This window comes from Nigerium sp. (assembly GCF_039811905.1).
Classification (GTDB): Bacteria; Actinomycetota; Actinomycetes; order Propionibacteriales; family Propionibacteriaceae; genus Propioniciclava.
The window spans coordinates 1-25,570 of sequence record NZ_JBDHZL010000016.1; the positions used below are offsets into that span (position 1 = coordinate 1).

The 25,570-nt window shown below is 71.7% G+C and carries 25 protein-coding genes; 13 read left to right on the forward strand and 12 right to left on the reverse strand.

The genetic code is table 11. The features are described 5' to 3' along the window. On the forward strand, positions 1 to 488 hold a 488-nt coding region (locus WMJ97_RS05020; protein ID WP_347347876.1), incomplete at its 5' end, for a hypothetical protein. 24 nt (positions 489 to 512) lie between these two features. Here the strand turns inward: WMJ97_RS05020 and WMJ97_RS05025 are convergent. Further along, on the reverse strand, positions 513 to 1,355 hold the full coding sequence (locus WMJ97_RS05025; protein WP_347347877.1) for a hypothetical protein: 843 nt from the start codon (positions 1,353 to 1,355) through the stop codon (positions 513 to 515). Positions 1,356 to 1,427: 72 nt separating this feature from the next. Between WMJ97_RS05025 and WMJ97_RS05030 the strand changes: the two genes are divergently transcribed. Continuing rightward, the gene (locus WMJ97_RS05030; protein WP_347347878.1) at positions 1,428 to 2,147 is read left to right on the forward strand and encodes a VC0807 family protein; all 720 of its coding nucleotides are present in this window, start codon (positions 1,428 to 1,430) and stop codon (positions 2,145 to 2,147) included. Between the two features lie 141 nt (positions 2,148 to 2,288). Here the strand turns inward: WMJ97_RS05030 and WMJ97_RS05035 are convergent, their stop codons facing one another. Next, positions 2,289 to 2,669, reverse strand: a complete 381-nt coding sequence (locus tag WMJ97_RS05035; protein WP_347347879.1) for a DUF1304 domain-containing protein — start codon at positions 2,667 to 2,669, stop codon at positions 2,289 to 2,291. Positions 2,670 to 2,902: 233 nt separating this feature from the next. Then, positions 2,903 to 3,388, reverse strand: a complete 486-nt coding sequence (locus tag WMJ97_RS05040) for an RpiB/LacA/LacB family sugar-phosphate isomerase (protein ID WP_347347880.1) — start codon at positions 3,386 to 3,388, stop codon at positions 2,903 to 2,905. Between the two features lie 112 nt (positions 3,389 to 3,500). Here WMJ97_RS05040 and WMJ97_RS05045 point away from each other — a divergent pair, with 112 nt between their 5' ends. The 3 genes from WMJ97_RS05045 (at position 3,501) to WMJ97_RS05055 (ending at position 5,742) form a co-directional block, all read left to right on the forward strand. After that, positions 3,501 to 4,037 carry an XRE family transcriptional regulator gene (locus WMJ97_RS05045; protein WP_347347881.1) on the forward strand — a complete coding sequence of 179 codons (537 nt, stop codon included), beginning with the start codon at positions 3,501 to 3,503 and terminating at the stop codon, positions 4,035 to 4,037. Between the two features lie 176 nt (positions 4,038 to 4,213). Continuing rightward, complete coding sequence (locus WMJ97_RS05050) at positions 4,214 to 4,774, forward strand: hypothetical protein (RefSeq protein WP_347347882.1); 561 nt, start codon at positions 4,214 to 4,216, stop codon at positions 4,772 to 4,774. Between the two features lie 161 nt (positions 4,775 to 4,935). Beyond that, the gene (locus WMJ97_RS05055) at positions 4,936 to 5,742 is read left to right on the forward strand and encodes a polysaccharide deacetylase family protein (protein WP_347347883.1); all 807 of its coding nucleotides are present in this window, start codon (positions 4,936 to 4,938) and stop codon (positions 5,740 to 5,742) included. Here WMJ97_RS05055 and WMJ97_RS05060 read toward each other — a convergent pair. Further along, positions 5,681 to 6,961 carry a HAMP domain-containing sensor histidine kinase gene (locus WMJ97_RS05060; RefSeq protein WP_347347884.1) on the reverse strand — a complete coding sequence of 427 codons (1,281 nt, stop codon included), beginning with the start codon at positions 6,959 to 6,961 and terminating at the stop codon, positions 5,681 to 5,683. The genes WMJ97_RS05055 and WMJ97_RS05060 overlap by 62 nt on opposite strands. Positions 6,962 to 6,969: 8 nt before the next feature. Beyond that, the gene (locus tag WMJ97_RS05065; RefSeq protein ID WP_347347885.1) at positions 6,970 to 7,653 is read right to left on the reverse strand and encodes a response regulator transcription factor; all 684 of its coding nucleotides are present in this window, start codon (positions 7,651 to 7,653) and stop codon (positions 6,970 to 6,972) included. A gap of 109 nt (positions 7,654 to 7,762) precedes the next feature. Between WMJ97_RS05065 and WMJ97_RS05070 the strand changes: the two genes are divergently transcribed. Together WMJ97_RS05070 and WMJ97_RS05075 are read left to right on the forward strand one after the other, a co-directional pair. Then, positions 7,763 to 8,539: a class III extradiol ring-cleavage dioxygenase gene (locus WMJ97_RS05070; protein WP_347347886.1), complete on the forward strand. Its 777-nt coding sequence runs from the start codon at positions 7,763 to 7,765 to the stop codon at positions 8,537 to 8,539. A gap of 92 nt (positions 8,540 to 8,631) precedes the next feature. Beyond that, positions 8,632 to 9,618 (forward strand): hypothetical protein, encoded by a 987-nt coding sequence (locus WMJ97_RS05075; RefSeq protein ID WP_347347887.1) that lies wholly within the window; start codon positions 8,632 to 8,634, stop codon positions 9,616 to 9,618. Positions 9,619 to 9,670: 52 nt separating this feature from the next. Here WMJ97_RS05075 and WMJ97_RS05080 read toward each other — a convergent pair whose 3' ends face one another. From WMJ97_RS05080 to cysE, 3 genes are all read right to left on the reverse strand, one after another. Beyond that, the gene (locus WMJ97_RS05080; RefSeq protein ID WP_347347888.1) at positions 9,671 to 10,276 is read right to left on the reverse strand and encodes a CueP family metal-binding protein; all 606 of its coding nucleotides are present in this window, start codon (positions 10,274 to 10,276) and stop codon (positions 9,671 to 9,673) included. Between the two features lie 81 nt (positions 10,277 to 10,357). Beyond that, positions 10,358 to 10,951, reverse strand: coding sequence for a hypothetical protein (locus tag WMJ97_RS05085; protein ID WP_347347889.1), 594 nt, complete (start codon positions 10,949 to 10,951; stop codon positions 10,358 to 10,360). Positions 10,952 to 11,072: 121 nt separating this feature from the next. Beyond that, the gene (cysE, locus tag WMJ97_RS05090; RefSeq protein WP_347347890.1) at positions 11,073 to 11,900 is read right to left on the reverse strand and encodes a serine O-acetyltransferase; all 828 of its coding nucleotides are present in this window, start codon (positions 11,898 to 11,900) and stop codon (positions 11,073 to 11,075) included. A gap of 71 nt (positions 11,901 to 11,971) precedes the next feature. On the opposite strand from cysE, the gene hisC reads away from it, so the two are divergent. Both hisC and WMJ97_RS05100 read left to right on the forward strand, forming a co-directional pair. Continuing rightward, positions 11,972 to 13,072, forward strand: a complete 1,101-nt coding sequence (gene hisC / locus WMJ97_RS05095; RefSeq protein WP_347347891.1) for a histidinol-phosphate transaminase — start codon at positions 11,972 to 11,974, stop codon at positions 13,070 to 13,072. A 5-nt stretch (positions 13,073 to 13,077) separates the two neighbouring features. Then, complete coding sequence (locus WMJ97_RS05100; protein ID WP_347347892.1) at positions 13,078 to 13,911, forward strand: shikimate 5-dehydrogenase; 834 nt, start codon at positions 13,078 to 13,080, stop codon at positions 13,909 to 13,911. Between the two features lie 83 nt (positions 13,912 to 13,994). Here the strand turns inward: WMJ97_RS05100 and WMJ97_RS05105 are convergent, their stop codons facing one another. Continuing rightward, a complete protein-coding gene (locus tag WMJ97_RS05105) occupies positions 13,995 to 15,005 on the reverse strand; it encodes a hypothetical protein (protein ID WP_347347893.1) in 1,011 nt (336 codons plus the stop codon). A 299-nt stretch (positions 15,006 to 15,304) separates the two neighbouring features. Here WMJ97_RS05105 and WMJ97_RS05110 point away from each other — a divergent pair, with 299 nt between their 5' ends. The 3 genes from WMJ97_RS05110 to WMJ97_RS05120 all read left to right on the forward strand — a co-directional run bounded on the left by WMJ97_RS05110 (position 15,305) and on the right by WMJ97_RS05120 (position 17,783). Then, entirely contained in the window at positions 15,305 to 16,228 is a 924-nt protein-coding gene (locus WMJ97_RS05110; protein WP_347347894.1) for a pseudouridine synthase, read from the forward strand. 72 nt (positions 16,229 to 16,300) lie between these two features. Then, on the forward strand, positions 16,301 to 16,777 hold the full coding sequence (locus tag WMJ97_RS05115) for a tRNA (cytidine(34)-2'-O)-methyltransferase (protein WP_347347895.1): 477 nt from the start codon (positions 16,301 to 16,303) through the stop codon (positions 16,775 to 16,777). Between the two features lie 94 nt (positions 16,778 to 16,871). Continuing rightward, positions 16,872 to 17,783: a PAC2 family protein gene (locus WMJ97_RS05120; protein WP_347347896.1), complete on the forward strand. Its 912-nt coding sequence runs from the start codon at positions 16,872 to 16,874 to the stop codon at positions 17,781 to 17,783. Here WMJ97_RS05120 and WMJ97_RS05125 read toward each other — a convergent pair. Next, positions 17,746 to 18,669 (reverse strand): EamA family transporter, encoded by a 924-nt coding sequence (locus WMJ97_RS05125; protein ID WP_347347897.1) that lies wholly within the window; start codon positions 18,667 to 18,669, stop codon positions 17,746 to 17,748. The genes WMJ97_RS05120 and WMJ97_RS05125 overlap by 38 nt on opposite strands. Then, on the reverse strand, positions 18,662 to 19,255 hold the full coding sequence (locus WMJ97_RS05130) for a TetR/AcrR family transcriptional regulator (protein ID WP_347347898.1): 594 nt from the start codon (positions 19,253 to 19,255) through the stop codon (positions 18,662 to 18,664). The genes WMJ97_RS05125 and WMJ97_RS05130 overlap by 8 nt, the downstream gene beginning before the upstream one ends. 230 nt (positions 19,256 to 19,485) lie before the next feature. Here WMJ97_RS05130 and WMJ97_RS05135 point away from each other — a divergent pair, with 230 nt between their 5' ends. After that, positions 19,486 to 23,796 carry an acyl-CoA dehydratase activase-related protein gene (locus WMJ97_RS05135; RefSeq protein ID WP_347347899.1) on the forward strand — a complete coding sequence of 1,437 codons (4,311 nt, stop codon included), beginning with the start codon at positions 19,486 to 19,488 and terminating at the stop codon, positions 23,794 to 23,796. 408 nt (positions 23,797 to 24,204) lie between these two features. Here the strand turns inward: WMJ97_RS05135 and WMJ97_RS05140 are convergent, their stop codons facing one another. Beyond that, positions 24,205 to 25,548: an acetamidase/formamidase family protein gene (locus WMJ97_RS05140; protein WP_347347900.1), complete on the reverse strand. Its 1,344-nt coding sequence runs from the start codon at positions 25,546 to 25,548 to the stop codon at positions 24,205 to 24,207. Positions 25,549 to 25,570 lie beyond the last annotated feature (22 nt).

Sequence of the window (25,570 nt, forward strand, 5' to 3'; positions counted from 1 at the left end):
ATCTCCTCCGCGCATTCGACGCCCGCGGCGTCCCGTGGGGCGTCGTCACCGCTCTTTCCCGGCAGGACGCCTTTCTCGGTTTCGCCAGTTGGGGCGTCTTTCCCGACGTCCTGATCGCCGCCGACGACACCCGGACGCCCGAGCCCAGCCCGGTCGGCTTCCGGCTCGCGGCGCGGCACCTCGGCGTCCCGACGCGGGACGCGACGGCCGTCGTGGCGACGCGGACCGGGCATCAGGCGGCGCTGCTCGCCGGCTGCCTCCCGGTGCTCCTGACGCCGACGCGCCCCCTCGACTCCCTGCTGCGCGAGGGGCGTCCACGCCCGGTCAGCAGCCTGCTCGCGGCCCTGTTCCACGCCCGCGCGACGCGTGGGGCGTCCCTGTGGGCCCTGTTCGACGTGTTCGTCGACTCCGGGCTGGCGATCACCAGGGATGTCGCGACCGGGACGTCCGCGCCCGAGCGACGCCGCGTCCCCCGGCATGCGCGGTAGACGCGGCATGCGCGGTCGGCGCGCTCACCAGCGCTGGCCCTCCTCGGAGGGCACCTGATCCAGCAGGCCGGCGAGCTCGTGCCCGGCGAGCCACGGCTCCAGGGACCCGATGATCGTCGGCCCCAGCCGGGCCGAGATGGCGGTCACCTCGCGGGACAACCGGCCCGCGCCCAGGTCGTGCTCGATCAGCTCCGTCGGCACTCGCGGCAGGGTGAGCCACACCGGCACGGCCAGCTCGAACGCGTCGTGCAGGGCGCGCAGCGCGGCCCAACCGTCGGACGCCTCCGCTGCCTGCTCGCGGACGCGCGCGTGCGCCTCGTCGGCCGCCGCGCGGTAGGCGGGCAGCTGCCACGCGGCCTCGGCGATCCGGGCGGCGTCGGCGGGGGCGACGGCCCAGCGGCCGGTCTCGATCAGGACGTCGGGGCCGCGCAGCCCCACGAAGTCCGCGACGAAGGCGGGCTCCTCGAAGCCGAGCAGCACCCCCGGACGCGGCGCCGCGAACCCCACCTCGAACGCGGCCGCCCGCAACCGGTCGCGCTCGGTGCGCCGGCTCTCGGGAAGGTCGTAGAGCACCTGCCAGAACGAACCGTGCCAGGCCGGCGCCGGCTGCTCCCCCATCCGGATGCTGTCGAACCGCCGCAGCATCGGCCCCGCGAGCCGGTAGACGGCGACGCGCCCGGCCCGCTCGGTCGTGACCCACCCGCGGCGGCGCAGCCGCGTGAGCAACTGCCGCGCCGCCGAGCCGCCCATGCCGAGCCGCTCCAGGAGCGCGATCAGGATCGGGCCGGGCATCCCCCCCGCCGAGCACACGCCGAACGCGAAGCCCAGCGTCGCGGTCCCGCGCGGCGGCCGCATCTCACGTTCCACCCGGGCATTCTATATTCAAGACAAGTCTGTTACGTTGCGTGCCAAGCATCATCCATATCCCCGGGAGTCATCATGAGCCAATCCGAGAGCAAGCCGGCGACGGCGTCCGGCCGGCGTGGCGCGATCGTCGCCCTGCTGCCCACGCTCCTGCTGAGCGTCGCGTTCCCGCTGGTCGTGTTCAACCTCTGCAAGAGCGCGGGGATGTCCGACCTCGCGGCCTACCTGTGGGCCGCCGCAGGCCCCCTGATCGAGACTGTCGGGACGGCGATCGTCCGTCGGCACACCAACTTCGTCTCGCTGCTGATCCTCGCCCTGACGCTGGTCTCGGCCGTGGTGACGGTGGTCGGCGACACGTCGCCGGTCGTCCTCCTGCTGAAGGACTCCGTGCTCACCGGCGTGTTCGGCCTGATCTGCCTGGGCAGCCTCGTGATCGGACGCCAGCCGCTCATGTTCCACTTCACGCAGAGCTTCGGCATGGCCGGCAACCCCGCCCGGGCCGCCGAGTTCGAGCGCCAGTGGGACACCAACCCGCCCTTTCGGCGCATGTTCCGCACGATCACGGCCGGGTGGGGGGCGGGCTACCTGCTCGAGGCGGCGCTCAAGGTCGTCGTGGCGCTCACCCTGCCGTTCACCGCCGCCTTCAACATCAACCAGGTTTCCCCCCTGGTCTTCGCCGTGGTGCTCGCCGCATGGACCATCCTGTACGTCCGCCGCACCAAGGCGCGGGGCGAGGAGCGCAGGCGGGCCGCGGCCGCCGCGGCTGGTCAGGAGGCTGGCGTCCCCTCCGAGTGAGGACGCCGCCGGCCGTCACGATCGCAGCCGCCGTTGGGGCCCGCGCTCACGCTGGCGCGCTCACGCCAGCGCTCACAGCGCCGGGATCACGGGGCCGCGCTCACAGCGCCGAGATCACAGGGTCGTCGTCACAGCGCCGGTTCACAGGGCCGCTATCAGCAGCAGCACGACCGCGACGAGCGGGAACGCGCCCTGCTTCACAGCGGCTGAGCGCTTGTCGGGCGACGTCGCCGCGAGCAGCAGCGCGGCTGCCAGCATCGAACCGGTGCCGGCCGCCATGAGCGCGACGCCCACGGACGCCGCCCCCACTCCCGCCGCGACGACCCCCGCCAGCGCGATCAGCGCCAGGAACAGGTTGTAGAAGCCCTGGTTGAACGCCATCTCCTTGGTCGCCTCGGCGTCCTCGGGCGTGGTCCCGAATACGGCGCGCGCCCGCCCGGTCCAGGCGAAGGACTCCAAGTACCAGATGAACACGTGAAGGGCGGCGGCCAGGGACGCGAACACAGCGGCGGCGATCAGCATGCGTGACAGCGTGTCACGATCGGGACGCCGCGCGCGTCCGCCGCACCGGCGTCGGCGCGCCCCGCTCGCGCCAGTGCGCTCGTCCTCTGGTTCTGCTTCCGTTTCGGAAGCAAAGCCGAGGGACGCAGAGGCTCACGACCGCCGGACCCCGGGGCGTCCCTGAGCGCCCGTCCGCTCTGCTTCCGCAATGGAAGCAAGACGGGCGAGCGAAGCGGCCGATCTACGGGCGGGGGCTACTGCACCTGATCCAGCGGCACCTGATCCAGCGGTACCAGGTGCCGCCGGCTGATCTCCCGGACCTTCTCGACCCGCTTGACGTACTTCTCCGTGCCGAAGAAGTCGGTGGTCATCCACACCTTGACGATCTCGAGCGCGATCGCCGAGCCGATGATCTTGCCGCCGAGGCAGAGCACGTTCGAGTCGGTGTGCTGGCGGGCCAGGGCGGCGCAGAAGGGATCCTGGCAGACGACCGCGTCCACCCCAGCGATGCGGTTGGCGATGAGCGCCGACCCGTAGCCGACGCCGTCGACGAAGATGCCGCGATCCACCTCGCCGCGGCCCACGGCGAGCGCGGCCGGGTAGACGTGGTCGGGCAGGTCGGCGGGCTCGGTGCTCGGCGCGCCGAAATCGATGGTCTCGTGCCCCAGCTCGTGGAGCAGGGCGGCGATCTCGCCCTTGAACGTGAAGCCGGCATGGTCGCTGGCGAGTGCGATGCGCATGACCCGACCCTGCCAGACCGGACGCCTCCCGGCAGCCGAACGGCGTCCGAGGCCGGCCCCGATCGTCCAGCCGCTACCATACCGAACGGATCGTTTACTCGAGGAGACCCCCATGAGCGCGAGCGCGCTGATCGGCCGGCAGATTCGGCTCCGCCGCGAGCAGCGCGGCATGAGCCTCGCGACGCTCGCCCGCCGGGCGAAGATCGGCAAGGCCACCCTGTCGGGCATCGAGGCCGGCCGCGGCAACCCCACGATCGAAACACTGGACGCCGTCGCTGCGGCTCTCACGCTGCCGCTGGCCGACCTCCTGGTGCCAGCCGCCGACGCGGCGCCGATCGTGACGCGCGCGACGGAGTGGTCCGCGGAAGGGCCCCAGCGCGAGGTACTCCACCGGCTACCCGGCTCGTTCGGGCTGGAGTCGTGGCGGCTGCGGATGCGTGCGGGGGACGCGTTCGACGGCGTCCCCCACGCGACCGGCACGGTCGAGATGCTGTTCGTCGCCTCGGGCGAGCTCGTCGCCGGCCCCGCCGACGACCAAGTCGAGCTCGGCCCCGGCGACCACCTCGTCTTCCCGGGCGACCAGCCGCACCGCTACGCGACGACCTCCGGCGCGGACGTCCACGTCGTCATCGCCACCGCCCGGGGCTGACCCCTCGCCCCACCGCGCGGGTCCGTCGCGCGGCGCGCCGACGGCGTCCACTGTGAACACGAACGCCGTTGTGAACGGCACTTTTCCGCTGTGATGCTCCTGTGATGTTCATGCGAAGGCGTTGAGACACTGCGCGTCCACCGTAGAGCTACGACAATGATCCGGAAGGACATGACATGAACGCTCAACGGCTCCAGCGTCTGGCGATCGGCGCGGCGGCGGTCGCGTGTTCCGGCCTGCTCGTCGGGTGCGCGAGCCTCGCGGACGCCGCCCCGCACACCCAGCCCGCCCCGGCCCAAGACAACGGCGTCGCCGCCCGCGCCGGCGTGACCTACCTCGCCGAATGCCTCGACCACGAGCTCGTTCAGCGCCCCGGCACCTACACGCTGGCCTGCGCCGACGGCAACGAGCGCCTCGAGAAGCTCTCGTGGTCTGGCTGGGGCGAGGACAAGGCGACCGCGACCGGCGAGCTCGTCACCGCGACGTGCGAGCCGTCCTGCGCGGCGGGCAAGACGCTCCGCTACGCCGTCCGCGTGGAGGCGAGCGCGCTCGCCGAGGGTGAGGCCGCCGCGACCTACCGCACGCTCACCGTCTCCTCCGTCGGCAAGCCGCCGGCCGGCTACGCCGAGACCGAGACCTACCAGTTGCCCGGCATCACCCCCGGCGGTCCCGGCACGATGGCCGACGCACCCGCGGACTCGCCGTCCGCAACGCCGTCCGCAACCCCGTCCCGCTGAGCCGCGTCCGCGGGCGCTTGCGCCCGCGGCGTCCGCTCTGATCGGCGAAAGCAACCCCAAACCCCTACCCACGCGACCCGGCGCGCCCAGGACGCGCCGCGCTGACTCGCGCCCACGTTCGCCCGTGATCGCTCGAGCGCGCCCAGAACCAGGAGCTCATCGTGTTCACCCCGCTGTCTTCACCCACCCTCAGGAGCAACCGTCCCGGCAGCCGCCGGACCCATCTCGCCCGCGTCGTCGCGTGGGCGACCGCCACCGTCGTCACCGTCGCCGGCGGGGCGGCCGCCGCGGCCGTCGCAACCCAGAGCGCCGGCCCCGGCGGACCGGACGCCCCCGCCGCGGGGGCGGGGGCGTCCACCACCCCGCAGCGCGTGGACTGCGCGGTCGCGAAATGCGTCGCGCTCACCTTCGACGACGGCCCCGGCCCCTACACCGGTCGCCTCCTCTCCGACCTCAAGGCCGCGAACGCGAAGGCGACGTTCTTCGTGCTCGGGAAGCAGGCGCAGGGCAACCCGGGGATGATCCGGCGGCTCCACGAAGCCGGGATGGTCGTCGGCAGCCACGGCTGGGACCACAAGGCGTTCAGCAAGCTCACCGCCGCGCAGCAGCGCGCTCAGCTCGACCGGACGGCCCGCGCCATCCAGGACGCCGGCGCGCCCCGGCCGACGCTGTTCCGGCCGCCGTACGGCGCGGCCAACAGCGCGACGAAGAAGCTGGGCGTCCCGCTGATCCTGTGGAACGTCGACACGCTGGACTGGAAGAGCCGCAACTCGGCCAAGGCGACCACGGCCGCGCTGAAGCAGTCCCGCCGGGGTTCGATCATTCTGATGCACGACATCCACCCGACGTCCGTCGCGGCGGTGCCCGGCCTGATCCGGCTGCTGCGCGCCCGCGGCTACACGCTGGTCACGGTGCCGGAGCTGCTGGGCCCGACGAAGCCGGGCGGTCGATACTTCGGTCGTCACTGACCGAAGCGGAGGGGGGTCCCGGTGCGGGGCGCAGCGTGAGGGCCGCCTGCGCCCCGCCATCGGGACCGTTGCGCAACGCGAGCTCGCCGCCCATCGCCTCCGCCTGACGGCTCGCGATCACGAGGCCGAGCCCGCTGCCGCCCCCGCCGCGCGACTGGAACCGGCGCGGGCCGCCGGCCAGGAGGGCGTCCGGGTAGCCCGGCCCCTCGTCGGTGACCGTGACGCTCGTGCCGGCAACCCTGACCTCGCACGCCCCGCCGCCGTGCTTGCGGGCGTTCGCGACGAGGTTCGTCAGGACGCGGTCCAGCCGGGCCGGCTCCAGGCCGACGGCGGCGGAGGTGTCCACGACGAGCGTGGGCGCGAGGTCGGGCGGCAGCGTCCTCAGGGAGCGGCGCACCTCGCCCGCGAGGTCGGCGGTCTCGAGGGCGACCACGTCGGCCCCCGATTCGAGCCGGGCCACCTCCAGCAGTTGCTCCACGAGCAGCCGCAAACGCCGCACCTGCCCACGGACCAGCGCGGACGCCTCGTCGTCGTCCGGCAGCAGCTCGGCCGCGCTGACCAGGGCGGTCACCGGCGTCCGCAACTCGTGGGCGACGTCGGCGCTGAACTCGCGCTCGCGGTCGAGCCGCTGCGTCAGCGCGGACGCCATCCCGTCGACCGCCGACGTCAACACGGCCACCTCGTCGCGGCCCGGCTGCGACGCCTCGCGCTCCCGGTCCCCGTCCGCGATCGCCTGCGCGGCCTCCGCCCCGCGACGCAGCCGCTGCGACAGCCCGGACGCGATCAGCCAGCTCAGCACGCTCGTCGCGCCCACCCCGCCGACGCCCGCCAGCACCAGCACGTTCACGAGCTGCTGGTGCTGCGCCAGGTAGTCGGCCGCGCTGAGCTGGACGACCAGCGTCCGGCCGTCGTCGGTGCGGCGTCCGACCCACATGGTCGCCCCGTCGAAGTAGCTCGCATCCCGCTCGGCGGCCACCGCGTCGCGCAGCTGCTCCGGGACGCCCGCCATCTGCGTGGTCGCGCCCGCGCGGAGGCGTCCGTAGACGTTGTAGTAGACCTCGGACGCCTCCAGCCGCTCGTAGGCCTGCGCGCGCAGGCGCTCGCGGCCGTCCAGCGCGGAGTGCTGCGCGACCGCGGCGGCCACGCCGCCGATCGCGAGGGCGGACAGGGCGGCCATCGAGACCGCGATCCGCAGCCGCAGCGAGTGCCACCACGGCACGCGCGTCCTCACTGGCGGACCCACTTGTAGCCCGACCCGCGCACCGTCTCGATGTGCGCGGCGCCGATCTTGGCCCGCAGCCGCTGGATGTTCACGTCCACCACCCGCGGCTCGCCCCAGTCGGCGCTCCCCCACACGTGCGCCAGCAACTGCTCACGCCCGAGCACCTGGCCGGCGTGGTCGAGCAGCACCTCGAGCAGCCGGAACTCCGTCGCGCTCAACTGCACCGGCTCCCCCGCCCTGGTGAGCGTCATGCCCGCCCGGTCGATGACGAGGTCCCCCGACCGCTCCTGCCGCGGCCCGCCCGCCGGACGCCTCCGCAGCAGCGCCCGCAACCGGGCCGCCAGCACGTCGGAGTCGAACGGCTTCACCACGTAGTCGTCCGCACCCGCGTCCAGGCCGCTGACCTGGTCGTAGGGCAGATCACGCGCGGTCAGCATGAGCACCGGCAGGTCGCCGTACCGCTCGGACGCCCGCAGCCGCCGCACCAGCGACAGCCCGTCCATGCGCGGCATCACGATGTCGACGACCGCGGCGTCCACCGGCTCGGCGGCCTGCGCCGCTAGGACGTCGAGCGCCTCCAGCCCGTCGGCGGCCGTCACCACGTCGAACCCCTGCCTCTTGAGCACGAGCCGGGTCGTCACCCGGACGTCGTCGTCGTCCTCCACCACCAGGATCCGCGCATCGCCCACCCCCTCACCCTAGGCCCCTGGGCCGCTCCAGCCCGGATGGCCGGGCCCGCCGCCCCCGCGGAGCCCTCCCCCCGAGGAATAAAGTTCAAGCTTCAACCATTGAGGACCCATGACTACCACGCGCATGCCCGCCTTGTACCTCGGCCACGGCGCCCCGCCGCTGCTCGACGACCCGGTCTGGTCCGGCCAGCTCGCCGCCCTGGCCGGCACGATCGAGCGCCCGCGGGCGATTTTGATCGTCTCGGCCCACTGGGAGGCCGCCCCGCTCACCCTCAGCGCCTCGCGCGCCCCGCTCGTCTACGACTTCTGGGGCTTCGAGCAGCGCTTCTACGAGATGACCTACGACACCCCGGACGCCACCGCCCTCGCCCACAGCGTCGCGCGCCTCATGCCGCCCGGCCACCCGATTCACCAGCACACCTCCCGCGGACTCGACCACGGCGCGTGGGTGCCGCTGCGCATCATGTACCCGGACGCCGACATCCCGGTCCTCCAGCTCTCCCTCCCGACGCAGGATCCGGAGACGCTGCTCGAGATCGGACGCCGGCTGCGTCCGCTGCGCGACGACGGCGTCCTGATCATCGGTTCGGGGTTCCTGACGCACGGCCTGCCGTTCCTCACCGACCCCCGCCTGGACGCCCCCGCGCCCACCTGGTCCGCCGAATTCGACGCCTGGGCCGCCGAGGCCCTCGCCCGCGGCGACGTCGACGAGCTGGCCAACTTCGCCACCCGCGCCCCCGGCATGCCGTACGCCCACCCGACCGTCGAGCACTACGCGCCGCTCTTCGTGACGCTCGGCGCCGCCACGGACGCCAGCGTCCCGGGCGACCAGGTCATCGACGGCTTCTGGATGGGCCTGTCCAAGCGGTCGCTGCAGGTCGCCTGAGTCCTCTCCCCCGTTCCCCTGGCCTGAGGGGCGTGCCCGCGGCAGGATGGTGGGGCCGATCCGAAGAGAGCCGACCCGAGGGAGGGGCACGGGTGAAGACGAGGGAACGCCTGACCGAGGCCTACGAGGAGGCGGACGTCATCGAGTTCGACGACGACGCGCGCTTCGTGTTCGTCAGCGACAGCCATCGCGGCGACGGCAGCAAGGCCGACGAGTTCGCCCGCAACAAGGCGGTGTTCGTCACCGCCCTGCGTCACTACGACGACGAGCGGTTCACGCTCATCGAGAACGGCGACAACGACGACCTGTGGGAGTTCAACCCGCGGCACATCCTCAAGGCCAACAAGGCCACGTTCGACCTGCTGCGGACCTTCCACCTCGACGGCCGCTACCTGCGGCTCTTCGGTAACCACGACATCCAGATGCGCAAGCCGGGCTACGTGTCCCAGCACTTCGACCGGCGGGTCAACCCGGTGACGCGCGCCTGGGAGCCCCTGCTGCCGGGCCTGCAGGTGCACGCCGCGCTCGTGCTGCGGCACCGCGACACCGGGCAGGAGCTGTTCGTCGTCCACGGGCACCAGGGCGACCTGCCGAACGACCAGAACTGGTGGATGACCATGTGGAGCTACCGCCTGTTCTGGAAGCGGCTGCACGCCCTCGGGTTCCGGTCGCCGTCCAGCCCCATCGCGAACAGCTTCAAGCGGCACAAGGTCGAGCGGAACTACGTGAAGTGGATCCGCAACCACCGCGTCGCGCTCATCTGCGGGCACACGCACCGCGAGCGCTTCCCGCTCGGCAACGACCTCCCGTACTTCAACTCGGGAGCGTGCATCTTCCCCGATTCGATGACGGCGCTCGAGATCGAAAAAGGCGCGATCTCCCTGGTCACGTGGCGGGTGGAGGCCGACGTCAACGGCTACCTCCACGTCGTCCGGAGGGTGCTGCTCGGGCCCGAGCCGCTGGCGACGTTCGACATCCGGCACGTCCCCGACAGCCAGTTGGCCGACAGCTCGACCGGACGCCGCATCGCTGACGTCGACGAGGCGACCGACGACGCCCCGGCGCCCGCGCAGCCGTAGCGGGCGGCGTCCGGGCGGCCGGGGCGTTCAGGACGCCGTCAGCGGGCGTCCGTCACCTCAGGGGCAGCGTCGTCACGCAGCTGGCGCCGTCGGCGCCCGTGGAGAAGGGGGACGCCGCCTTCTTGCCGTCGTAGGTGACCTCGATCGTGCCCTGCTTGTCGCGGGGCAGCCAGAACCCGACGAAGCCGTTCGGGTAGGTCGTCGCGTCGGCGTCCACGAGCCGCTCGCCCGTGGAATCGGTGATCGTCACGTGCACCTTCTTGCCCACGAGTTCGCCCTGGCACGACTGGGTGCTGTGGTTGAAGCAGTCGTGCGTCCGGTTCTCATAGGGCGCCAGCGCCAGGTAGAACTGGCCCTCCGGCAACGCCATCGTCTGTTCGCCGGCGTCGTCGGAGAGCACGAACTCGAACCCGCGCACCGACCCGCCCGGCCCGGACGCCCGGTCGTCGTTGGTCTGGTCCAGGCGCTCGATGATCGCCTTCGTGTCCAGGCCGGACAGCCCGTGACGCGATGCCACATCGCCGGACGCCGTCGCGGAGGCGGCCGCCGCCGCGGGCGTCCCGGTCGCTCCGGCAGGAGCGGGGGCGGCCGAGCAGCCGGCGAGAAGCAGCGGGACGGCCGCGGCAGCGGCCAGGCGGGACAGGCGGAAGGGGGCCATGATCGTCCTCTCGTCTTCGGGCGGGACCGTCAGTCTTCCCCACCCACATGAAGGTTCGATCAAGGACCGGCCAAGGCGGCCTCAGCGGACGGCCTTCACCGCCTTCTTGTACGTGCTGAGCAGCGCGGCGCACCGGCTCTTCGGCACGAGCTTCATGCCGGACAGCCGCGCCGACCCGGTCTGGCACCGGACGACCGATTCCGCGAGCCGCTCGTGCGGGTCGGACCGCCAGACGTTCAGGTTGCGCCCGTCCCAGTTCGCGGCGGGGCTCGGCACCGACCAGAACGAGCCGTTCGTGCGGTACCCGAGGAACGAATAGAGCTGCTTGCGGTAGGCCTTCGTGGTGCGCCAGTCGACGTGGTGCACCAGTTCGTGCAGCGTCGTCTGCGCGACCTCCGTGCGCGTCGCGCGCGGGTCGGCCGACACCGTCAACGTGTTCGCGCCCAGCTTGCTCTCGCCCGACGTGGCGAAGTCGCGCGTCAGGACGCAGCGGCGCTTCACCTTCAATCGACCGTAGTCAACGCCGTAGAGCGTGCGCGCGTTCACCGTCGCGCACACCCAGCTCGACGACTTCGCGGCAGCCGACGCGCTGGGGGTCGCGGCCGTCGTGGCGGGCAGAAGGGTGAGGGCCAAGGTCAGCGCCGCAGCGGACGCCACAGACCGTGGGGGGACCATCTGAGAACTCCCATCTCGTGTTCGGCCCACACCTTTTCACGGCAGGTTGAGAGCGGCCCGAGTGTGGACACCGCGTCGCTGAGAAACGCCGAAAAAACCGCCCAGCGGACGCCGCCCGCGCTCAGGCGCGGCGGCGTTCGAGTTCGTCCTCCTCGTCGTCCTCGTCGCTGAACTGCTGGTCCATCTCGAGCGCGGGCATCGCGTACTGCGGCACGCTCACGGGCCTGGCGGGGACGCCCGCGACGGTCACGTGCGGCGGGACGTCGCGCAGCACCACGCTGCCCGCCCCGATCTTCGCGCCCTCGCCCACCCGGATGTTGCCGAGCACCTTCGCGCCCGCCCCGATCATCACGCCCTTGCCGATCTTCGGGTGCCGGTCGCCGCCGACCTTGCCCGTGCCGCCGAGCGTCACCTCGTGCAGCATCGAGAAGTTGTCCTCGACGACGGCCGTCTCGCCGATGACGACGCTCGTCGCGTGGTCGAACAGCAGGCCCTTGCCCAGCCGCGCGCCGGGGTGGATGTCGACGGCGAACACCTCCGAGATGCGGCTCTGCAGGTACAGGGCGAGCGGCTTGCGGTCGCGCACCCAGTAGTCGTGGGCGGCCCGGTGCGCCTGGATGGCGTGGAACCCCTTGAAGTACAGCAGCGGCGAGCTGTAGCCGCGGGACGCCGGATCGCGCGTGACCACGGCTTCGAGGTCTGCGCGGATCGCGTCCTGCACGGCTTCGTTGTTGCAGAACACCGAGTTGAGCATCTCGCGCAGGGTCAGCGCGGACAGCACCGGGTTCTCGAGCTTGCTGGCGAGGAGGAAGCTGAGCGAATCCTCCAGCGTCGGGCGGCCCAGGACGACGGTGTTCAAGAAGCCGGCGAGCGCGGGCTCGCGCTCGGCGTCCTCGGCGGCTTCGGCGCGGATCTGTTCCCAGATCGGATCGTCGAGACGGGTTGTCATGCGGGCAAGGTACCAAGTCCCTTCCGCGAACCCCAGCCGGCTCAGCGCGTGGGCCGTGAGAGATTAGGGGTATGTCTGCCCCGTTCTCCGAGCCGTCCCCCGTCCGTCTTCGTCCTGTCCTGGGCTCGCTGCCCGCTTACGTGGCGGGGAGGCCGGCCCCCCAGATCCCGGGATTGACCACCTTCAAGATCAGCTCGAACGAGAACCCGTACCCGCCGCTGCCCTCGGTGCTCGGCGTCATCGCCGAGGCCGCCGCCGAGATCAACCGCTACCCCGACATGACGAACACCGAAGTCAGGGCCGCCATCGCGGCCTTCGTCGGCCGCGAGGCCGACCAGGTCGTCGTCGGGCCGGGCTCGACCGGCGTCCTCGCGCAGATCATGGGCGCCGCCTGCGACGCCGGCGACGAGATCGTCTTCGCGTGGCGCTCGTTCGAGGCGTACCCGATCCTCGCCCAGCTCGCCGGTGCGACGCCGGTGACCGTGCCGCTGACGGCGTCCGGGGAGCACGATCTGGACGCCATGGCCGCGGCGGTCACCGGCCGCACGCGCCTCGTCCTGCTGTGCACGCCCAACAATCCGACGGGCACGTCGCTCGGCGAGGCGGCCGTCCGGGCGTTCCTGAGGCGGCTCCCCTCCGACGTCGCCGTCGTCATGGACGAGGCCTACGGCGAGTTCTCCCGCGACGCGGGCCACGCCGACGGCCTCGCGCTGCAGGAGGAGTTCCCGCAGGTCATCGCGCTGCGCACGTTCTCGAAGGCGTTCGGCCTCGCCGGGCTGCGCGTCGGCTACGGCGTGGCCCACCCGGCGATCGCGGAGGCGCTCGCGAAGACGGCGATCCCGTTCGGGGTGAACCGGCTCGCGCAGGCGGCCGCGATCCATTCGCTCGGTGTCGTCGACGAACTCAACGAGCGCGTGGACGCCCTCGTCGCCGAGCGCGAGCGCGTCACCGCCGCCCTCGCGGAGCAGGGCTGGGACCTGCCGGACACGCAGGCGAACTTCCTGTACTTCCCGCTCGGGGAGGCGTCCGCGGCGTTCGACGACGCGTGCCACGAGGCCGGGCTGGTCGTCCGGCGGTTCGGGGCCGAAGGCGTCCGGGTGTCGATCGGGGAGACGGAGGCGAACGACCGGCTGCTCGCGCTCGCGCGCGAGTTCCGCGCGACCGTAGGCTGACCCGCATGACCCGCACCATCGCCGAGGGCCTGACGAAGGACACGCGCCTGTGCTTGTCCTTGTCGGGGCGCCCCGGGAACACCGGCACCCGGTTCCACAACTACCTCTACGACGCCCTCGGGCTCGACTTCGTCTACAAGGCGTTCACCACGACCGACATCAAGGCGGCCGTGGCCGGCGTCCGGGGGCTGCAGATCCGGGGCGCCGCGATCTCGATGCCGTGGAAGGAGGAGGTGATCCCGCTGGTCGACGAGTTGGACCCGTCGGCCGAGGTCATCGAGTCGGTGAACACCATCGTGAACACCGACGGCTACCTGAAGGCGTACAACACCGACTATCTCGCGATCGTGTCGCTGCTGCGCAGCCACGACGTCGATCAGGCGCTGCCGACCGTCGTGCTGGGCGCCGGCGGCATGGCGAAGGCGACCGTGGCGGCCGTCCGCGACGAGGGCTTCACCGACGTCCAGGTGGTCTCGCGCAACCCGAAGACCGGGCCCGCCCTCGCCGAGAAGTACGGATACACGTGGGCGCAGCAGGTCGGCGACGACGCGCCCCGGCTGATCATCAACTGCACGCCCGTCGGCATGGAGGGCGGCCCGGAGGCCGACGCCCTCCCGGTGGCCGACGAGGTCGTGGCCGGGGCGAGCGTCGTGTTCGACGTCGTGCCCCGGCCGGTGTGGACGCCGCTGCTCCTACGCGCCCGCGACCTCGGCAAGGAGACGATCTCGGGCGCCGAGGTCATGAGCCTGCAGGCGCTGGAGCAGTTCGTGCTCTACACCGGGGTTCGTCCGGACGCCGCGCTGGTCGCCGAGGCCACCGCGTTCTCGCGGCAGGCCTGACCCGCAGCGGACTCACCGACGAGATCCACGTCAAGGCCCCCGGGAACCGAGGTTCCCGGGGGCCTGTGACCGTGAGACGAAGGTCACATCGCGAGCGACTGGACGGCGAACAGGAGGGTCGTCAGCGAGAAGATCGCGAGGGCCGGCGGGTCGATGTGGGTGTCGCCGCGGGCGTTCATGAGGCGCGACAACAACTCGCCGACGAGGCCCGAGATCGCGCCGAACACCGCGCCGAAGAGCACCGCGATGACCATCTGCGTCGGGGTGGCCGCCCCGATGGAGCCGCCGCCCTGCAACTGGATGCGCATCATGATGACCGCCGCCAGCGCGGCGATGATCGTCATGTGGTGCGTGACCGGCGTCTTCAGCCCGCAACTCAGGAAGATCAGCGTCAGCGCGGAGACCGCCCAGCCGATCAGGAAGGCGCGGCCCTGGATCTCGGCGTTGTTGGGGAACGTCACGATCAGCCACACCGCGGCGAACGCGAAGACCAGGCCCGAGAAGAAGCCGTGACCGGCCGAGAGCGACCACTTCTCCTGGTGCTCGACCCAGTGGCTGCCGTCGTCGAGCACGAGCGGGCGGCCGTTCGGGAACGGCCCGAAGACCTTGCGGCTCTTGACGCCGAACAGCACACGAGCGAGAACGTGGGACAGCACGACGGTGAAGGCGACCGTGTCGGTCCAGCCGATGACGGTTCCGTCGTTCGTCGCGAAGCTCGGGATGAGGTGCAGGACGCGCTCGAACAGGTAGCCGCCCATGCCGAAAACGCCGGCGACGATGAGAACGTCCATCTTCGCGATGCCGGCCAGCGGCAGATCGACCATGCGGCCTGACTCGATGTAGCCCTTCTTCGCGGCGTAGGCGGTGCCGGCGGCGCCGCCGGCCCAGGCGATGTGCGGGCCGAAGACCGGGCCGAACGCGACGGTGGCGATGAACTGGCCCGCGGCCGCGTTGTCGGCGCCGGTCGCGATCAGGCCGCCGAGCCCGAAGAGGTAGGCGAAGCCGGTGAAGATGAAGGCCGTCTGCGGGCCGATCGCCGCGCCGAACGCCCCGCTGCCGAAAGCAACGATGAGCCACAGGATGTTGATATCCACGTTGATTGCCTCTCTGTCACCGCGTCGTCGCCGTCGCCCACGCGGGTTGTTCGGTTGCTGCCGGCGATCATCCATGACCGTCGGGGTGAGCCTTGTGCCCGGCTGGTCGGCACGCTACTACTCGCGCGCATCGGGCGAGAAGGGATGGTGGCGCACGTTTTCTCACCCCGACCACGAGGCCGGGCCCGACGTTCCTCGCGTTGCATTCACCCTTGTCAGCCCGGCCGCGGGACCCGGGCTCTCCGGACGCCTCGGCCCAGGCCTTAACCTGTCGTCGAGCCCGACCGAAAGGACGTGCGATGCCCCGCTCCCCCCTGCCGCCGCGGCACGGCCTGGACGCCGCGTGGCTCCGCACGCCCGACAACACCCCGGGATCGCGGCATCCGTGGGCGACCCTGCGGGAGTACCTCGCCGAACGGCTCCCTCCGGACGCCCGCGTGGCCGAGCGACTGGCGTCCGGGGAGTTCGTGGACGACCGCGGGCGTCCGTTCGCGGCGGACGCCCCCTATCGGCCGCACACGCTGGTGTTCTTCCACCGAAGCGTCCGGCCCGAGCCGGGGCCGCGCCCGCCTCTGCCGGTGCTCTGGCGCGACGAGCAGATCGTCGCGATCGACAAGCCGTCGGGCGTCGCGACGACGCCGCGGGGCTCGTTCGTCGCCCGGTCGGCGCTGGTGCGGCTGCGCGTCGAGCTCGACCTGCCGGAGCTCACCGCGGCGCACCGTCTCGACCGCGGGACGGCGGGCGTCCTGCTGTTCACCACGCGCCGCGAGTGTCGCGGGCAGTATCAGGCGCTGTTCGCGACCGGGGCGGCGGCGAAGACCTACGAGGCCCTGGCGCCCGCCCTGCCCGGACCGTGGCCGCGGGTCGTGGCGAGCCATCTGACGAAGCCAGCCGGGTCGCTGCAGGTCGTGGAGGTGCCCGGCGCCGATCCCAACGCCGAGACGCTGGTCGACCTGGTCGAGCGGCGCGGCGCCCTCGCGCGCTACCGCCTGACGCCCCGCACCGGCCGGACGCACCAGCTCCGCGTCCAGCTCTCCGGGCTGGGCGCGCCGATCGTCGGCGACCCGCTGTACCCCACCCCGCGGCTGGCCGAGCCAGAGGACGCCCTCGGCGGGCCCCTGCGGCTGGTCGCCCGCGAGCTCGCGTTCACCGACCCCGTCGACGGCACCCCGCGGCGGTTCGTCAGCGCGGCCGAGCTGCGCTGGCCGAGCGGGGCCGCGTGAGGTCACGGCGTCCGAAGGGCACTCGGGGCGTCCGAGGAGGGGCCTCGCGGGCGGGGTGAGAGACTGGCGGGCGTGTCGTGCCCCGTCCGCCTCCTGTTCAACCGCCCCTGCATCCCGAACAACACCGGGTCCACGATGCGGCTCTCGGCGATCACCGGCGCCGAGCTGCACCTCGCCGGGCCGCTCGGCTTCTCCATGGACGACGCCCGCCTCAAGCGCGCCGGGCTCGACTACCGCGACCGCGCGCTGACCACCGTGCACGCCGGCCTCGAGGACGCCTACGCCGCCCTCTTGCCCGCCCGGGTCTTCGCGTTCACCGCGCACGCCCGCGTCCGGTACACCGACATCGCCTACGCCCCCGGCGACGTGTTGCTGTTCGGCTCCGAGCCGTCCGGGCTGGACGCCGACGTGCTCGATGACCCGCGCGTGACCGAGCGGGTCGTCGTCCCGATGCTGCCGGACCGCCGCTCGCTCAACCTGGCCAGCACCGCCGCCCTCGCCCTGTACGAGGCGTGGCGGCAGTTGGGCTTCGGCGGCGCGGCGCAGTGACTCCTCCGGCAACCCCGCGACGGCCAGGGCGTCGGGAATGTCCGCCCCCACCCCGGCGTTGAGGAAGGCGTCAGCAACCGATCGAGGAGTCACCATGCTTGATCCCGTCAGCCTGTTCATCTACGAGGATCACGTCGACCAGCGCACCGTCCGTGCGAACACGCTCGTCGTGACCCTCGGCAGCTTCATGGACGCCGGCCACAGCCAGGCGATCGTCGACCGGCATCTCCTCGACTCGCTGAGCGGCCACCAGCTCGGCCACTTCGACATGGACCAGGTGCTCGACTACGCGGGCCACCGCCCGGTCGTCACGTTCGACCGCGATCACCTGAAGGACTATGAGCCGCCGCAGATCACGCTGCATCAGCTGACCGACGCGGCCGGCAACGACTTCCTGCTGCTGCAGGGCCCCGAGCCGTCGCTGCAGTGGGAGCGCATGGCCGCGTCCGTCGCCCACCTCATCGAGCAGTTCGACGTCCAGCAGACGGTCCTGCTGCAGGGTATCCCGGCGCCCGCCCCGCACACGCGGCCGACCGTCATCACCCAGTACGCCAGCGACCCCACGCTGCTGGAGGAAGAGCCGGTGTTCGGCTCGTTCCAGATGAGCGCGACGTTCGGTTCGGCGCTGACCGTGCGGCTCGACGAGGCCGGCCACGACGTGCGCGGGCTCGTCGCCCACGTGCCGCACTACCTTGCCGAAGGCGATTACGCCCCGGCGGCGATCGCGCTGCTCGGCGAGCTGAGCAAGACGGCGTCGCTCGACATCCCGACCTCCGCGCTGGAGGTCGCCGCGGCGGCCACGCTCGCCGGCGTGACCGAGCAGGTCGAGGCGTCCGACGAAGTGGGCGAGGTCGTCCGGCAGCTCGAGCAGAACTACGACGCGTTCGTGGAGGGCCGCCGCCGCATCACCGCCGAGGCGGAGAATCTGCCGTCCGCCGACGAGATCGGCGCCGAGTTCGAGGACTTCCTCAAGGGGCTCGGCGGGCCGGACGCCTCCGCGAACTGAGCAACCCCACCGCGGCCAGGCCCACCAGCACGAGCAGCAGCCCGGCCGCCGAGACCGGCGTCATCGGCTCACGGAGCACGAGCACCGCGAGCAGGGACGCCGTCATCGGCTCCGCCAGCGCCAGCGTGCTCGCCACGGCGGCCGGCACGGTGGCGAGCCCCCGCTGGTAGAGCAGGTAGGCCAGCGCGGTCGCGCCGACGCCGAGCCAGGCGAGGATCGCGAGGGAGCGCGGCGTCCACACCCACGAGAGGTCCGCGGTCGCCAGCGGCACGAGCATGCCGAGCAGCCCGACGCCGAACACCGCGGCGGCCCCCGTCAGCGGGTCGACGCCCGTCGTCATGAGCACGCGGCCGCACACCGAGTACACGGCGAACGAGACCCCGGCGCCGACGGCCGACGCGACCCCGAGCGGGTCGACGCGCACCGCGGCGCCGGCGCCGGCCACCAGCAGGGCGCAGCCGGCCAGCGCGATCAGCGTGCCGGCCGCCCAGGCGAGGGTGAGGCGATCCCGCAGGACCACCCACCCCACGAGGCCCGCGACCAGGGGCGCCGTCGCGAGCATGATGAGCGTGCCGGTCGCGACGCCCGTGCGCGCGACGCCGTTGAAGAACGTGAGCTGGTAGGCCACGATGCCCGCGCCGCCACCCACCAGCCAGGGCAGCCGGCGCCTCGTGAACACCCCGACGAGCGCGCCGCGGTTCGCCATCGCCGCCCCGGCGAGCAGCGCGACCGCGCCGATCAGCAGGCGAGTGGCCCCGACGCCGACCGGCGTCGTGCCGGGCCCGAGCAGGGCCTGCGAGGTGCCGGTCGTGCCCCACAGCATGGCCCCGCCGACCACGCTCAGCGCCCCGAGCCAGGGCCTCCCGCCCGCCCGGGGATCAGCCACGCCCGGCGCCGTCCAGCAACGCGGCGGCCTCGTCGAGGTAGGCGTCCCGATCGAGGTGCGGCAGCATCGTGCGCGCCGCGAGCATGCCCATGACCTGGCCCATCGTGACCAACGCGAGGGTCTCGGCGCGCGCGGAGGCGTCCGGCTCGCCCTGGGCTTCGAGCCAGCGCGCGAGCCGACGCTTGATCTCCTCGCGGACGCCGGTCAACTGCTCCGACAGCAGCGACTTGAGCTGCGGGTCGTTCGCCGACCCCGCCCAGAGCTGCACGATGAGGGCCGACTCGACCTCGCCGGTGAACACGGCCTCGGCGATGGCGCGCAGGAGCGCACCGGGCGACATGGAGTCGCCCCACGGCTGCCGCACGATCGCCTGCAGCGGCTCCGACACCGTGTCGACAGCCACGGCCAGGACGATCTCGTTCTTGTTCGCGAAGTGGTGGTAGATGGTGCCCGCGGACGAATCGGACGCCGCGATGATCTCCGCGATGGACGTCGCGTGGACGCCCCGGGTGCGGATGAGCTCAGCGGCCGCGGCCACGATGCTCGCCCGTTTGCTGCCGCGCGCTGTCGCCATCATCCCTCCCATCGCGGCCACGCTACCGCACGGGCCTTGGTCCGCCTCGCGGGTACCGCCCCCCGGCCCGGGCGGGCCGCGACGCGGGCGTCCCGGGGAGGCGTCCGGGAGCCCGGCGACCCGTGACGCTGTGCTCATATGTCGGACACTCCTGCCCAGTGGCCGCGACCAACGGGGCTTTCGTCGGGTTTCCGGCTATCGTGGCCCGTACTAGAACGATCATTCGGTTTGGGAGCGACATCGTGGCAGCACTCGCCTTGGGGCTCGACATCGGTTCGACGACGGTCAAGGCGGTGGTCCTCGACGGCGAGGAGATCGTCCACGCCGACTACCGACGACACCACGCGGACGTCCGCGGCGAGGTGCGACGGCTCATCGACTCGCTCACCGAGCACGTCGGGGACTCCCCCATGACCGTGGGCATCACCGGCTCGGGCGGCCTTCAGGTCGCGCAGATGATGGGCGCGTCCTTCGTCCAAGAGGTGATCGCGGCCACCGAGGCCATCGAGCGTCGCCATCCCGAGGCCGACGTCGTCATCGAGCTCGGCGGCGAGGACGCGAAGATCACGTACCTCAAGCCGACCCCCGAGCAGCGCATGAACGGCACGTGCGCGGGCGGCACCGGCGCGTTCATCGATCAGATGGCGACGCTGCTGCACACGGACGCCTCCGGCCTCAACGAGCTCGCGTCCCACTACACCCACCTCTACCCGATCGCCTCGCGCTGCGGCGTGTTCGCGAAGTCCGACCTGCAGCCCCTGCTGAACCAGGGCGCGGCCCACACCGACCTCGCGGCGTCCGTGTTCCAGGCGGTCGCGACCCAGACGATCGCGGGTCTCGCCTGTGGGCGTCCGATCCGAGGCAACCTGATGTTCCTCGGCGGCCCGCTGCACTTCCTGCCCGAGCTGCGCTCGGCGTACGAGCGCGCGCTGGCCGGGCAGGTGGACTCCTTCACGACCCCCGACGACGCCCAGCTCTACGTCGCGCTGGGCTCGGCGATGCTGGCGTCCGGGACGCCGAAGCGGCCCTCCGAGCTGGTCGCGGGGCTGACCAACCCGACGACGGTGATCCCGCTGGCCTCCCCCACCATGCGTCCGCTGTTCGCGGACGACGCCGAGCGCCAGGCGTTCACCGAGCGGCACGCGCGGGCCACCATCCCGCAGCGCAGCCTCGAGGACGCCCACGGCGACTGCTTCCTCGGCATCGACGCCGGCTCGACGACGATCAAGGCCGTCGTCCTGAACGACGCCGACGAGATCGTGTTCTCCCACTACGCCAAGAATGCCGGCGACCCGGTGAGCGCGGCCGTCGAGATCGTCGCGCGCATCCGGCGCGAGCTGCCCCCGGACGCCCACCTCGGCCGCGCCTGCGTCACGGGCTACGGCGAGGCGCTCATCCAGGCCGCGCTCCGCGTCGACGACGGCGAGATCGAGACGATGGCCCACTACCGCGCCGCCGAGCACATCGCGCCCGGGGTCACGAGCGTCATCGACATCGGCGGGCAGGATATGAAGTACCTGCGCATCCGCAACGGGGCCGTCGACTCCATCTCGGTCAACGAGGCGTGCAGCTCGGGCTGCGGCTCGTTCCTGCAGACGTTCGCCGAGACGATGGGCACCGACGTCCAGCACTTCGCCGCCGCGGCGCTGGAGGCGTCCCGGCCGGTCGATCTGGGGTCCCGCTGCACCGTCTTCATGAACAGCTCGGTGAAGCAGGCGCAGAAGGAGGGCGCGAACGTCGGCGAGATCTCCGCCGGGCTCTCCTACTCGGTCGTGCGCAATGCGCTGTACAAGGTCATCAAGCTCAAGGACGCCGACGCGCTCGGCGAGCGCGTCGTGGTGCAGGGCGGGACGTTCCTGAACGACGCCGTCCTGCGCGCCTTCGAGCTGCTGACCGGGCGCGAGGTCGTGCGTCCGGACGTCGCGGGCCTCATGGGTGCGTTCGGCGCCGCCCTCACCGCCCACCGCCACTTCAAGCCGGGCGAGCGCACGTCGCTGCTGGGCCTCGACGAGCTCGCCGGCTTCCATCTGGAGACCGAGCGCCGCACCTGCCAGCTCTGTCAGAACCACTGCGGGCTCACGGTGTCGCACTTCCCGGACGGGACGCAGCACGTCTCCGGCAACCGGTGCGAGCGGGGGGCGTCCACCGAGGCGAAGCCGCGGAAGTCGTCGATCCCGAACCTGTACGACTACAAGTACAAGCGGATCTTCGGGTACCGGCGGCTGACGGACGCCAAGGCCTTCCGCGGGGAGATCGGCATCCCGCGCGTGCTCAACATGTACGAGAACTACCCGCTGTGGTTCACGATCCTCACCCACCTGGGCTTCAAGGTCGTGCTGTCGGGGCGTTCGAGCCACGAGTTGTTCGAGTCGGGCATGGAGTCGATCCCGTCCGAGAACGTCTGCTACCCGGCCAAACTGGCCCACGGCCACGTGGAATGGCTGCTCGACAAGGGCGTCCGGACGATCTTCTACCCGTGCGTAAGCTACGAGCAGCAGAACTTCGAGGCGCAGGACAACCACTTCAACTGCCCCGTCGTCGCGTTCTACCCGCAGTTGCTGGCCAACAACATGGACCGCCTGCGCGAGCCGGGCGTGAAGTACCTCGACCCGTTCGTGAACCTCGCGAACCCCGACAAGCTGGCCGAGCGGCTGACCGAGATCTTCGAGGCGTGGGACGTGAGCCTCGACGAGGCCCGGGAGGCCGTCCGGCTGGGGTATGAGGAGGACGCCCGCGCGAAGGCCGACGTGGCGGCCGAGGGCGTCCGGGCGCTGGAGTACATGGCGGAGCATCACGCGAAGGGCATCGTGCTCGCGGGGCGTCCGTATCACGTCGATCCCGAGATCAACCACGGCATCCCGGACATGATCAACCAGCTCGGCATGGTCGTCCTCAGCGAGGACGCCGTGGCCCAGGTGCCGCGGCTGGAGCGTCCGCTGCGTGTCCGGGATCAGTGGTCTTATCACAGCCGCCTCTACGAGGCGGCCGGCGTGGTGCGCGGCGAGCCGGAGCTGCAGTTGGTGCAGCTCAACTCGTTCGGCTGCGGGCTGGACGCGGTGACGACCGACCAGGTGCAGGAGATCTTGGAGGCCGGCGACGACGTGTACACGGTGCTGAAGATCGACGAGGTGTCGAACCTGGGCGCGGCAACGATCCGGCTGCGGTCGCTGAAGGCGGCGACGGCCGAGCGGCGGGCGTCCGCGGTGGTGGCGACGTACGACGAGGAGGCGAAGGGCGAGACCTTCCCGGCGTTCACGAAGCAGGCGCGCAAGGAGCACACGATCTACGCGCCGCAGATGGCGCCGATCCACTTCAGGCTCGTCGTGCCGGTGATGCGGCGGATGGGCTACAACGTCGAGCTGCTGGAGCATGCCTCCGCCGAGGACGTCGAGGTCGGCCTGAAGTACGTCAACAACGACGTCTGCTACCCGGCCATCATGGTGATCGGACAGCTCATCAACGCGTTCGTGTCGGGCAAGGCCGACCCGCAGGCCAGCTCGGTCGTCATCACGCAGACCGGCGGCATGTGCCGGGCGACGAACTATGCGGGCATGCTGCGCAAGGGCCTGAAGGACGCCGGCTACCCCCAGGTGCCCGTGCTCGCGGTGAGCGCGCAGGGGCTCGAGGAGAGCCCCGGGTTCAAGCTGACGCCGGGGTTCGTGCATCGGATCATCCAGGCGATCGTCGTCGGGGACGTCCTGCAGAACGTGCTCCTGCGCACCCGCCCCTACGAGGCGGTGCCGGGGGCGGCGAACGCGCTGTACGAGAAGTGGGACGCCGTCGCCCGCGAGTTCTTCAACACGGGCAACTGGTCGTCGACGCTCAACCGACGCGTCGGGTACGGGTGGCTCATCGACCACATCGTGGCCGAGTTCGACCGGCTGCCGCTCGCGCCGGGGGCCCGCAAGCCGCGCGTGGGGCTCGTCGGGGAGATCCTGGTGAAGTTCCAGCCGGACGCGAACAACGACGCCGTCCGGGTGATCGAGTCGGAGGGGTGCGAGGCGGTCCTGCCGGGGCTGCTGCAGTTCTTCATGATGAACATGCACGCGGCCCAGTGGCGCCTGGACAACCTGGGCATCGGGTCGAAGAACGGCGTCCGGCTGCAGCAGGGCATCGTGTGGCTGATCGAGCAGTACCTGCGTCCGGCGAAGCGGGCGCTGGGTCGGTCGGGCGGCAAGTTCGCCGTCCCGCACGACCTGGGCGCGATGGCCCAGCGGGCCGAGTCGATCGTCTCGCTCGGGACGACCGCCGGCGAGGGCTGGTTGCTGACCGCCGAGATGATCGAGCTCATCGAGACCGGGACGCCGAACATCATCTGCGCCCAACCGTTCGCCTGCCTGCCGAACCACGTCGTCGGCAAGGGCATGTTCCGCGAGTTGCGCCGGCTGTACCCCGAGGCGAACGTGACGTCCATCGACTACGACCCGGGGGCGTCCGAGGTGAACCAGCTGAACCGGATCAAGCTGATGGTCGCCACCGCACACAAGACCGCGGAGAAGGCGTCCGAAGGCGGAGATCGCGACACCGACTGGACCCTCACGCCGGTGGGGTGAGGGGACGACCGCGTTCGGTGACCCTGGTCGAGTCCGGGGATTCGGGCAACCTCGGACGTCCGACGATCACACCCCGACGTGATCGGCCCTGTTGTTTGCTCACACCTCGTGGGCAAACCCTAGAGGTACCAGCGCGACGTGGGTCGAGGGCCCCAGGGCCCGAGGGGGCTCTCGCCGCAGGGCATGGCCCCGAAACGCCTGCAGCGTTTCGTAAGACCTGCAGTGTGTGCGAAACGCCTGCAGTAAACCGCGAAACGCCTGCAGCGTTTCCACAACGCCTGCCTCCGGCCGGAACGCTGCCTTACGTAAGGCAGCGTTCCGGCTTAAGGCCGGCGTTTCGAGAACACCTGCAGCGTTGCGGAAACACCTGCAGCGTTTCGCGAAAGACCTGCAGCGTTTCGCCCACCCCTACCGGAAGTCCGCCTTCCGCACCACCCCGTGGACGCCGGTGGTGCGATCGACCACCTGCGACACCACAAAGTTGGCCGCCGCGGACAGGTACGCGTACGCCACGGCCCGGTCGATGCCCTGGTCGTGCTGGAGGAAGTCCAGCGCGTTCACCACGGCCCGCCGCATGGCGACGTTGAGGTCCGACGACTGGCCGTCCACCGAGCCGTCCGGGTCGGAGAGCCCGATCGGGATCCACGCGTCCTTCGTCTCCCCGAACGGGTACCGATACGCGACCGAGGGGGCGTCCCCGGAGCCCGGCTTGCAGACGGTCAGCCGGAACGTCCCGCGCAGCGACCCCTCCATCGCCGTCAGCGACACCTCGCCGTCGCCCATCGCCATGTGCGGGTCCCCGACGTAGAACAGCGCTCCCGGCGCCTTCACGGGCAGGTAGAAGGTCGATCCCTTCCCCAGCAGCCGGATGTCGATGTTCCCACCGCCCAACGTCGGCGGGATCGAGTTCGCGCTCGGGTCCGTCAGCCCGGACGCCCCCGAGAACGCGACGCCCATCATCCCGAAGAACGGGTTGAGCGGGAACCGCACGTCGCGGCGTCCGCTCGTCATCACCCCCGTGTCGCCCTCCACCCGCGTGAACACCGACACGTTGCCGTACTTCGTCGGCTCACCGGACGCCCGCCCATCCGTCGCCACCGGCGGCATCACCTCGGCGAGCGTGATGCCGGCCGGCGCGCCCCCGGACGCCGTCCGCGCGAGCGCCCCCTTGCCGTGCCGCGACGACACGACGCCGTACGGCACCCGCGCCCGCAGGTCGACGGTCTCGATCTTCAGCACGTCGCCCGGCTCGGCACCCGCCACGGCGACCGGCCCGGTCACCACGTGCGGACCGTCGACGTCGAAGTTCCGCTTAGTCCGGTCATAGGACGCCGCGATCTCCGTCGCGTCCGCCAACACCCGCGCCCGCGGGACGCCGTGCCCGGCGAAGTACGCGACCGGATCGCGGCCCTGGTCCTCCAGGATGCCCTCGTGGGAGACGGCGTCGATCGTGATCGTCCGGCCCGACCGAACCGTGGCCACCGGCGAGGCGTGCACCGTCGGCACGTACCCCCACAGCACCTCATCGGGACGCGACGGCAGGTACGTGTCACCCGCGATCGGTCCGCGGCCCGGCTGCAAGATCTCCCCCGGACGCCCCCGGCGCGACCCGGTCGGCACCGGGGTCGGCGCGGCGTAGGCGGTGGCGGGCACCGCCGCGCCCGCGGTCACGGCCGCGACGGCGGCCATGAAGCTGCGGCGTCCCAGAGCGGTCTCCAGGGCGGCGGCGGTGCGTCGTTCGTCGATGGTCATGGACGCTCCCAACGTGAAGAGG

Coding starts and splice junctions, on each gene's coding strand:
- WMJ97_RS05085 (WP_347347889.1), bottom strand. CDS start 10,951: ATGGTCCCCCCACGGTCTGTGGCGTCCGCTGCGGCGCTGACCTTGGCC.
- WMJ97_RS05100 (WP_347347892.1), top strand. CDS start 13,078: ATGACCCGCACCATCGCCGAGGGCCTGACGAAGGACACGCGCCTGTGC.
- WMJ97_RS05050 (WP_347347882.1), top strand. CDS start 4,214: ATGAACGCTCAACGGCTCCAGCGTCTGGCGATCGGCGCGGCGGCGGTC.
- WMJ97_RS05130 (WP_347347898.1), bottom strand. CDS start 19,255: ATGGGAGGGATGATGGCGACAGCGCGCGGCAGCAAACGGGCGAGCATC.
- WMJ97_RS05080 (WP_347347888.1), bottom strand. CDS start 10,276: ATGGCCCCCTTCCGCCTGTCCCGCCTGGCCGCTGCCGCGGCCGTCCCG.
- WMJ97_RS05040 (WP_347347880.1), bottom strand. CDS start 3,388: ATGCGCATCGCACTCGCCAGCGACCATGCCGGCTTCACGTTCAAGGGC.
- WMJ97_RS05045 (WP_347347881.1), top strand. CDS start 3,501: ATGAGCGCGAGCGCGCTGATCGGCCGGCAGATTCGGCTCCGCCGCGAG.
- WMJ97_RS05120 (WP_347347896.1), top strand. CDS start 16,872: ATGCTTGATCCCGTCAGCCTGTTCATCTACGAGGATCACGTCGACCAG.
- WMJ97_RS05140 (WP_347347900.1), bottom strand. CDS start 25,548: ATGACCATCGACGAACGACGCACCGCCGCCGCCCTGGAGACCGCTCTG.
- WMJ97_RS05070 (WP_347347886.1), top strand. CDS start 7,763: ATGACTACCACGCGCATGCCCGCCTTGTACCTCGGCCACGGCGCCCCG.
- WMJ97_RS05035 (WP_347347879.1), bottom strand. CDS start 2,669: ATGCTGATCGCCGCCGCTGTGTTCGCGTCCCTGGCCGCCGCCCTTCAC.
- cysE (WP_347347890.1), bottom strand. CDS start 11,900: ATGACAACCCGTCTCGACGATCCGATCTGGGAACAGATCCGCGCCGAA.
- WMJ97_RS05030 (WP_347347878.1), top strand. CDS start 1,428: ATGAGCCAATCCGAGAGCAAGCCGGCGACGGCGTCCGGCCGGCGTGGC.
- WMJ97_RS05110 (WP_347347894.1), top strand. CDS start 15,305: ATGCCCCGCTCCCCCCTGCCGCCGCGGCACGGCCTGGACGCCGCGTGG.
- hisC (WP_347347891.1), top strand. CDS start 11,972: ATGTCTGCCCCGTTCTCCGAGCCGTCCCCCGTCCGTCTTCGTCCTGTC.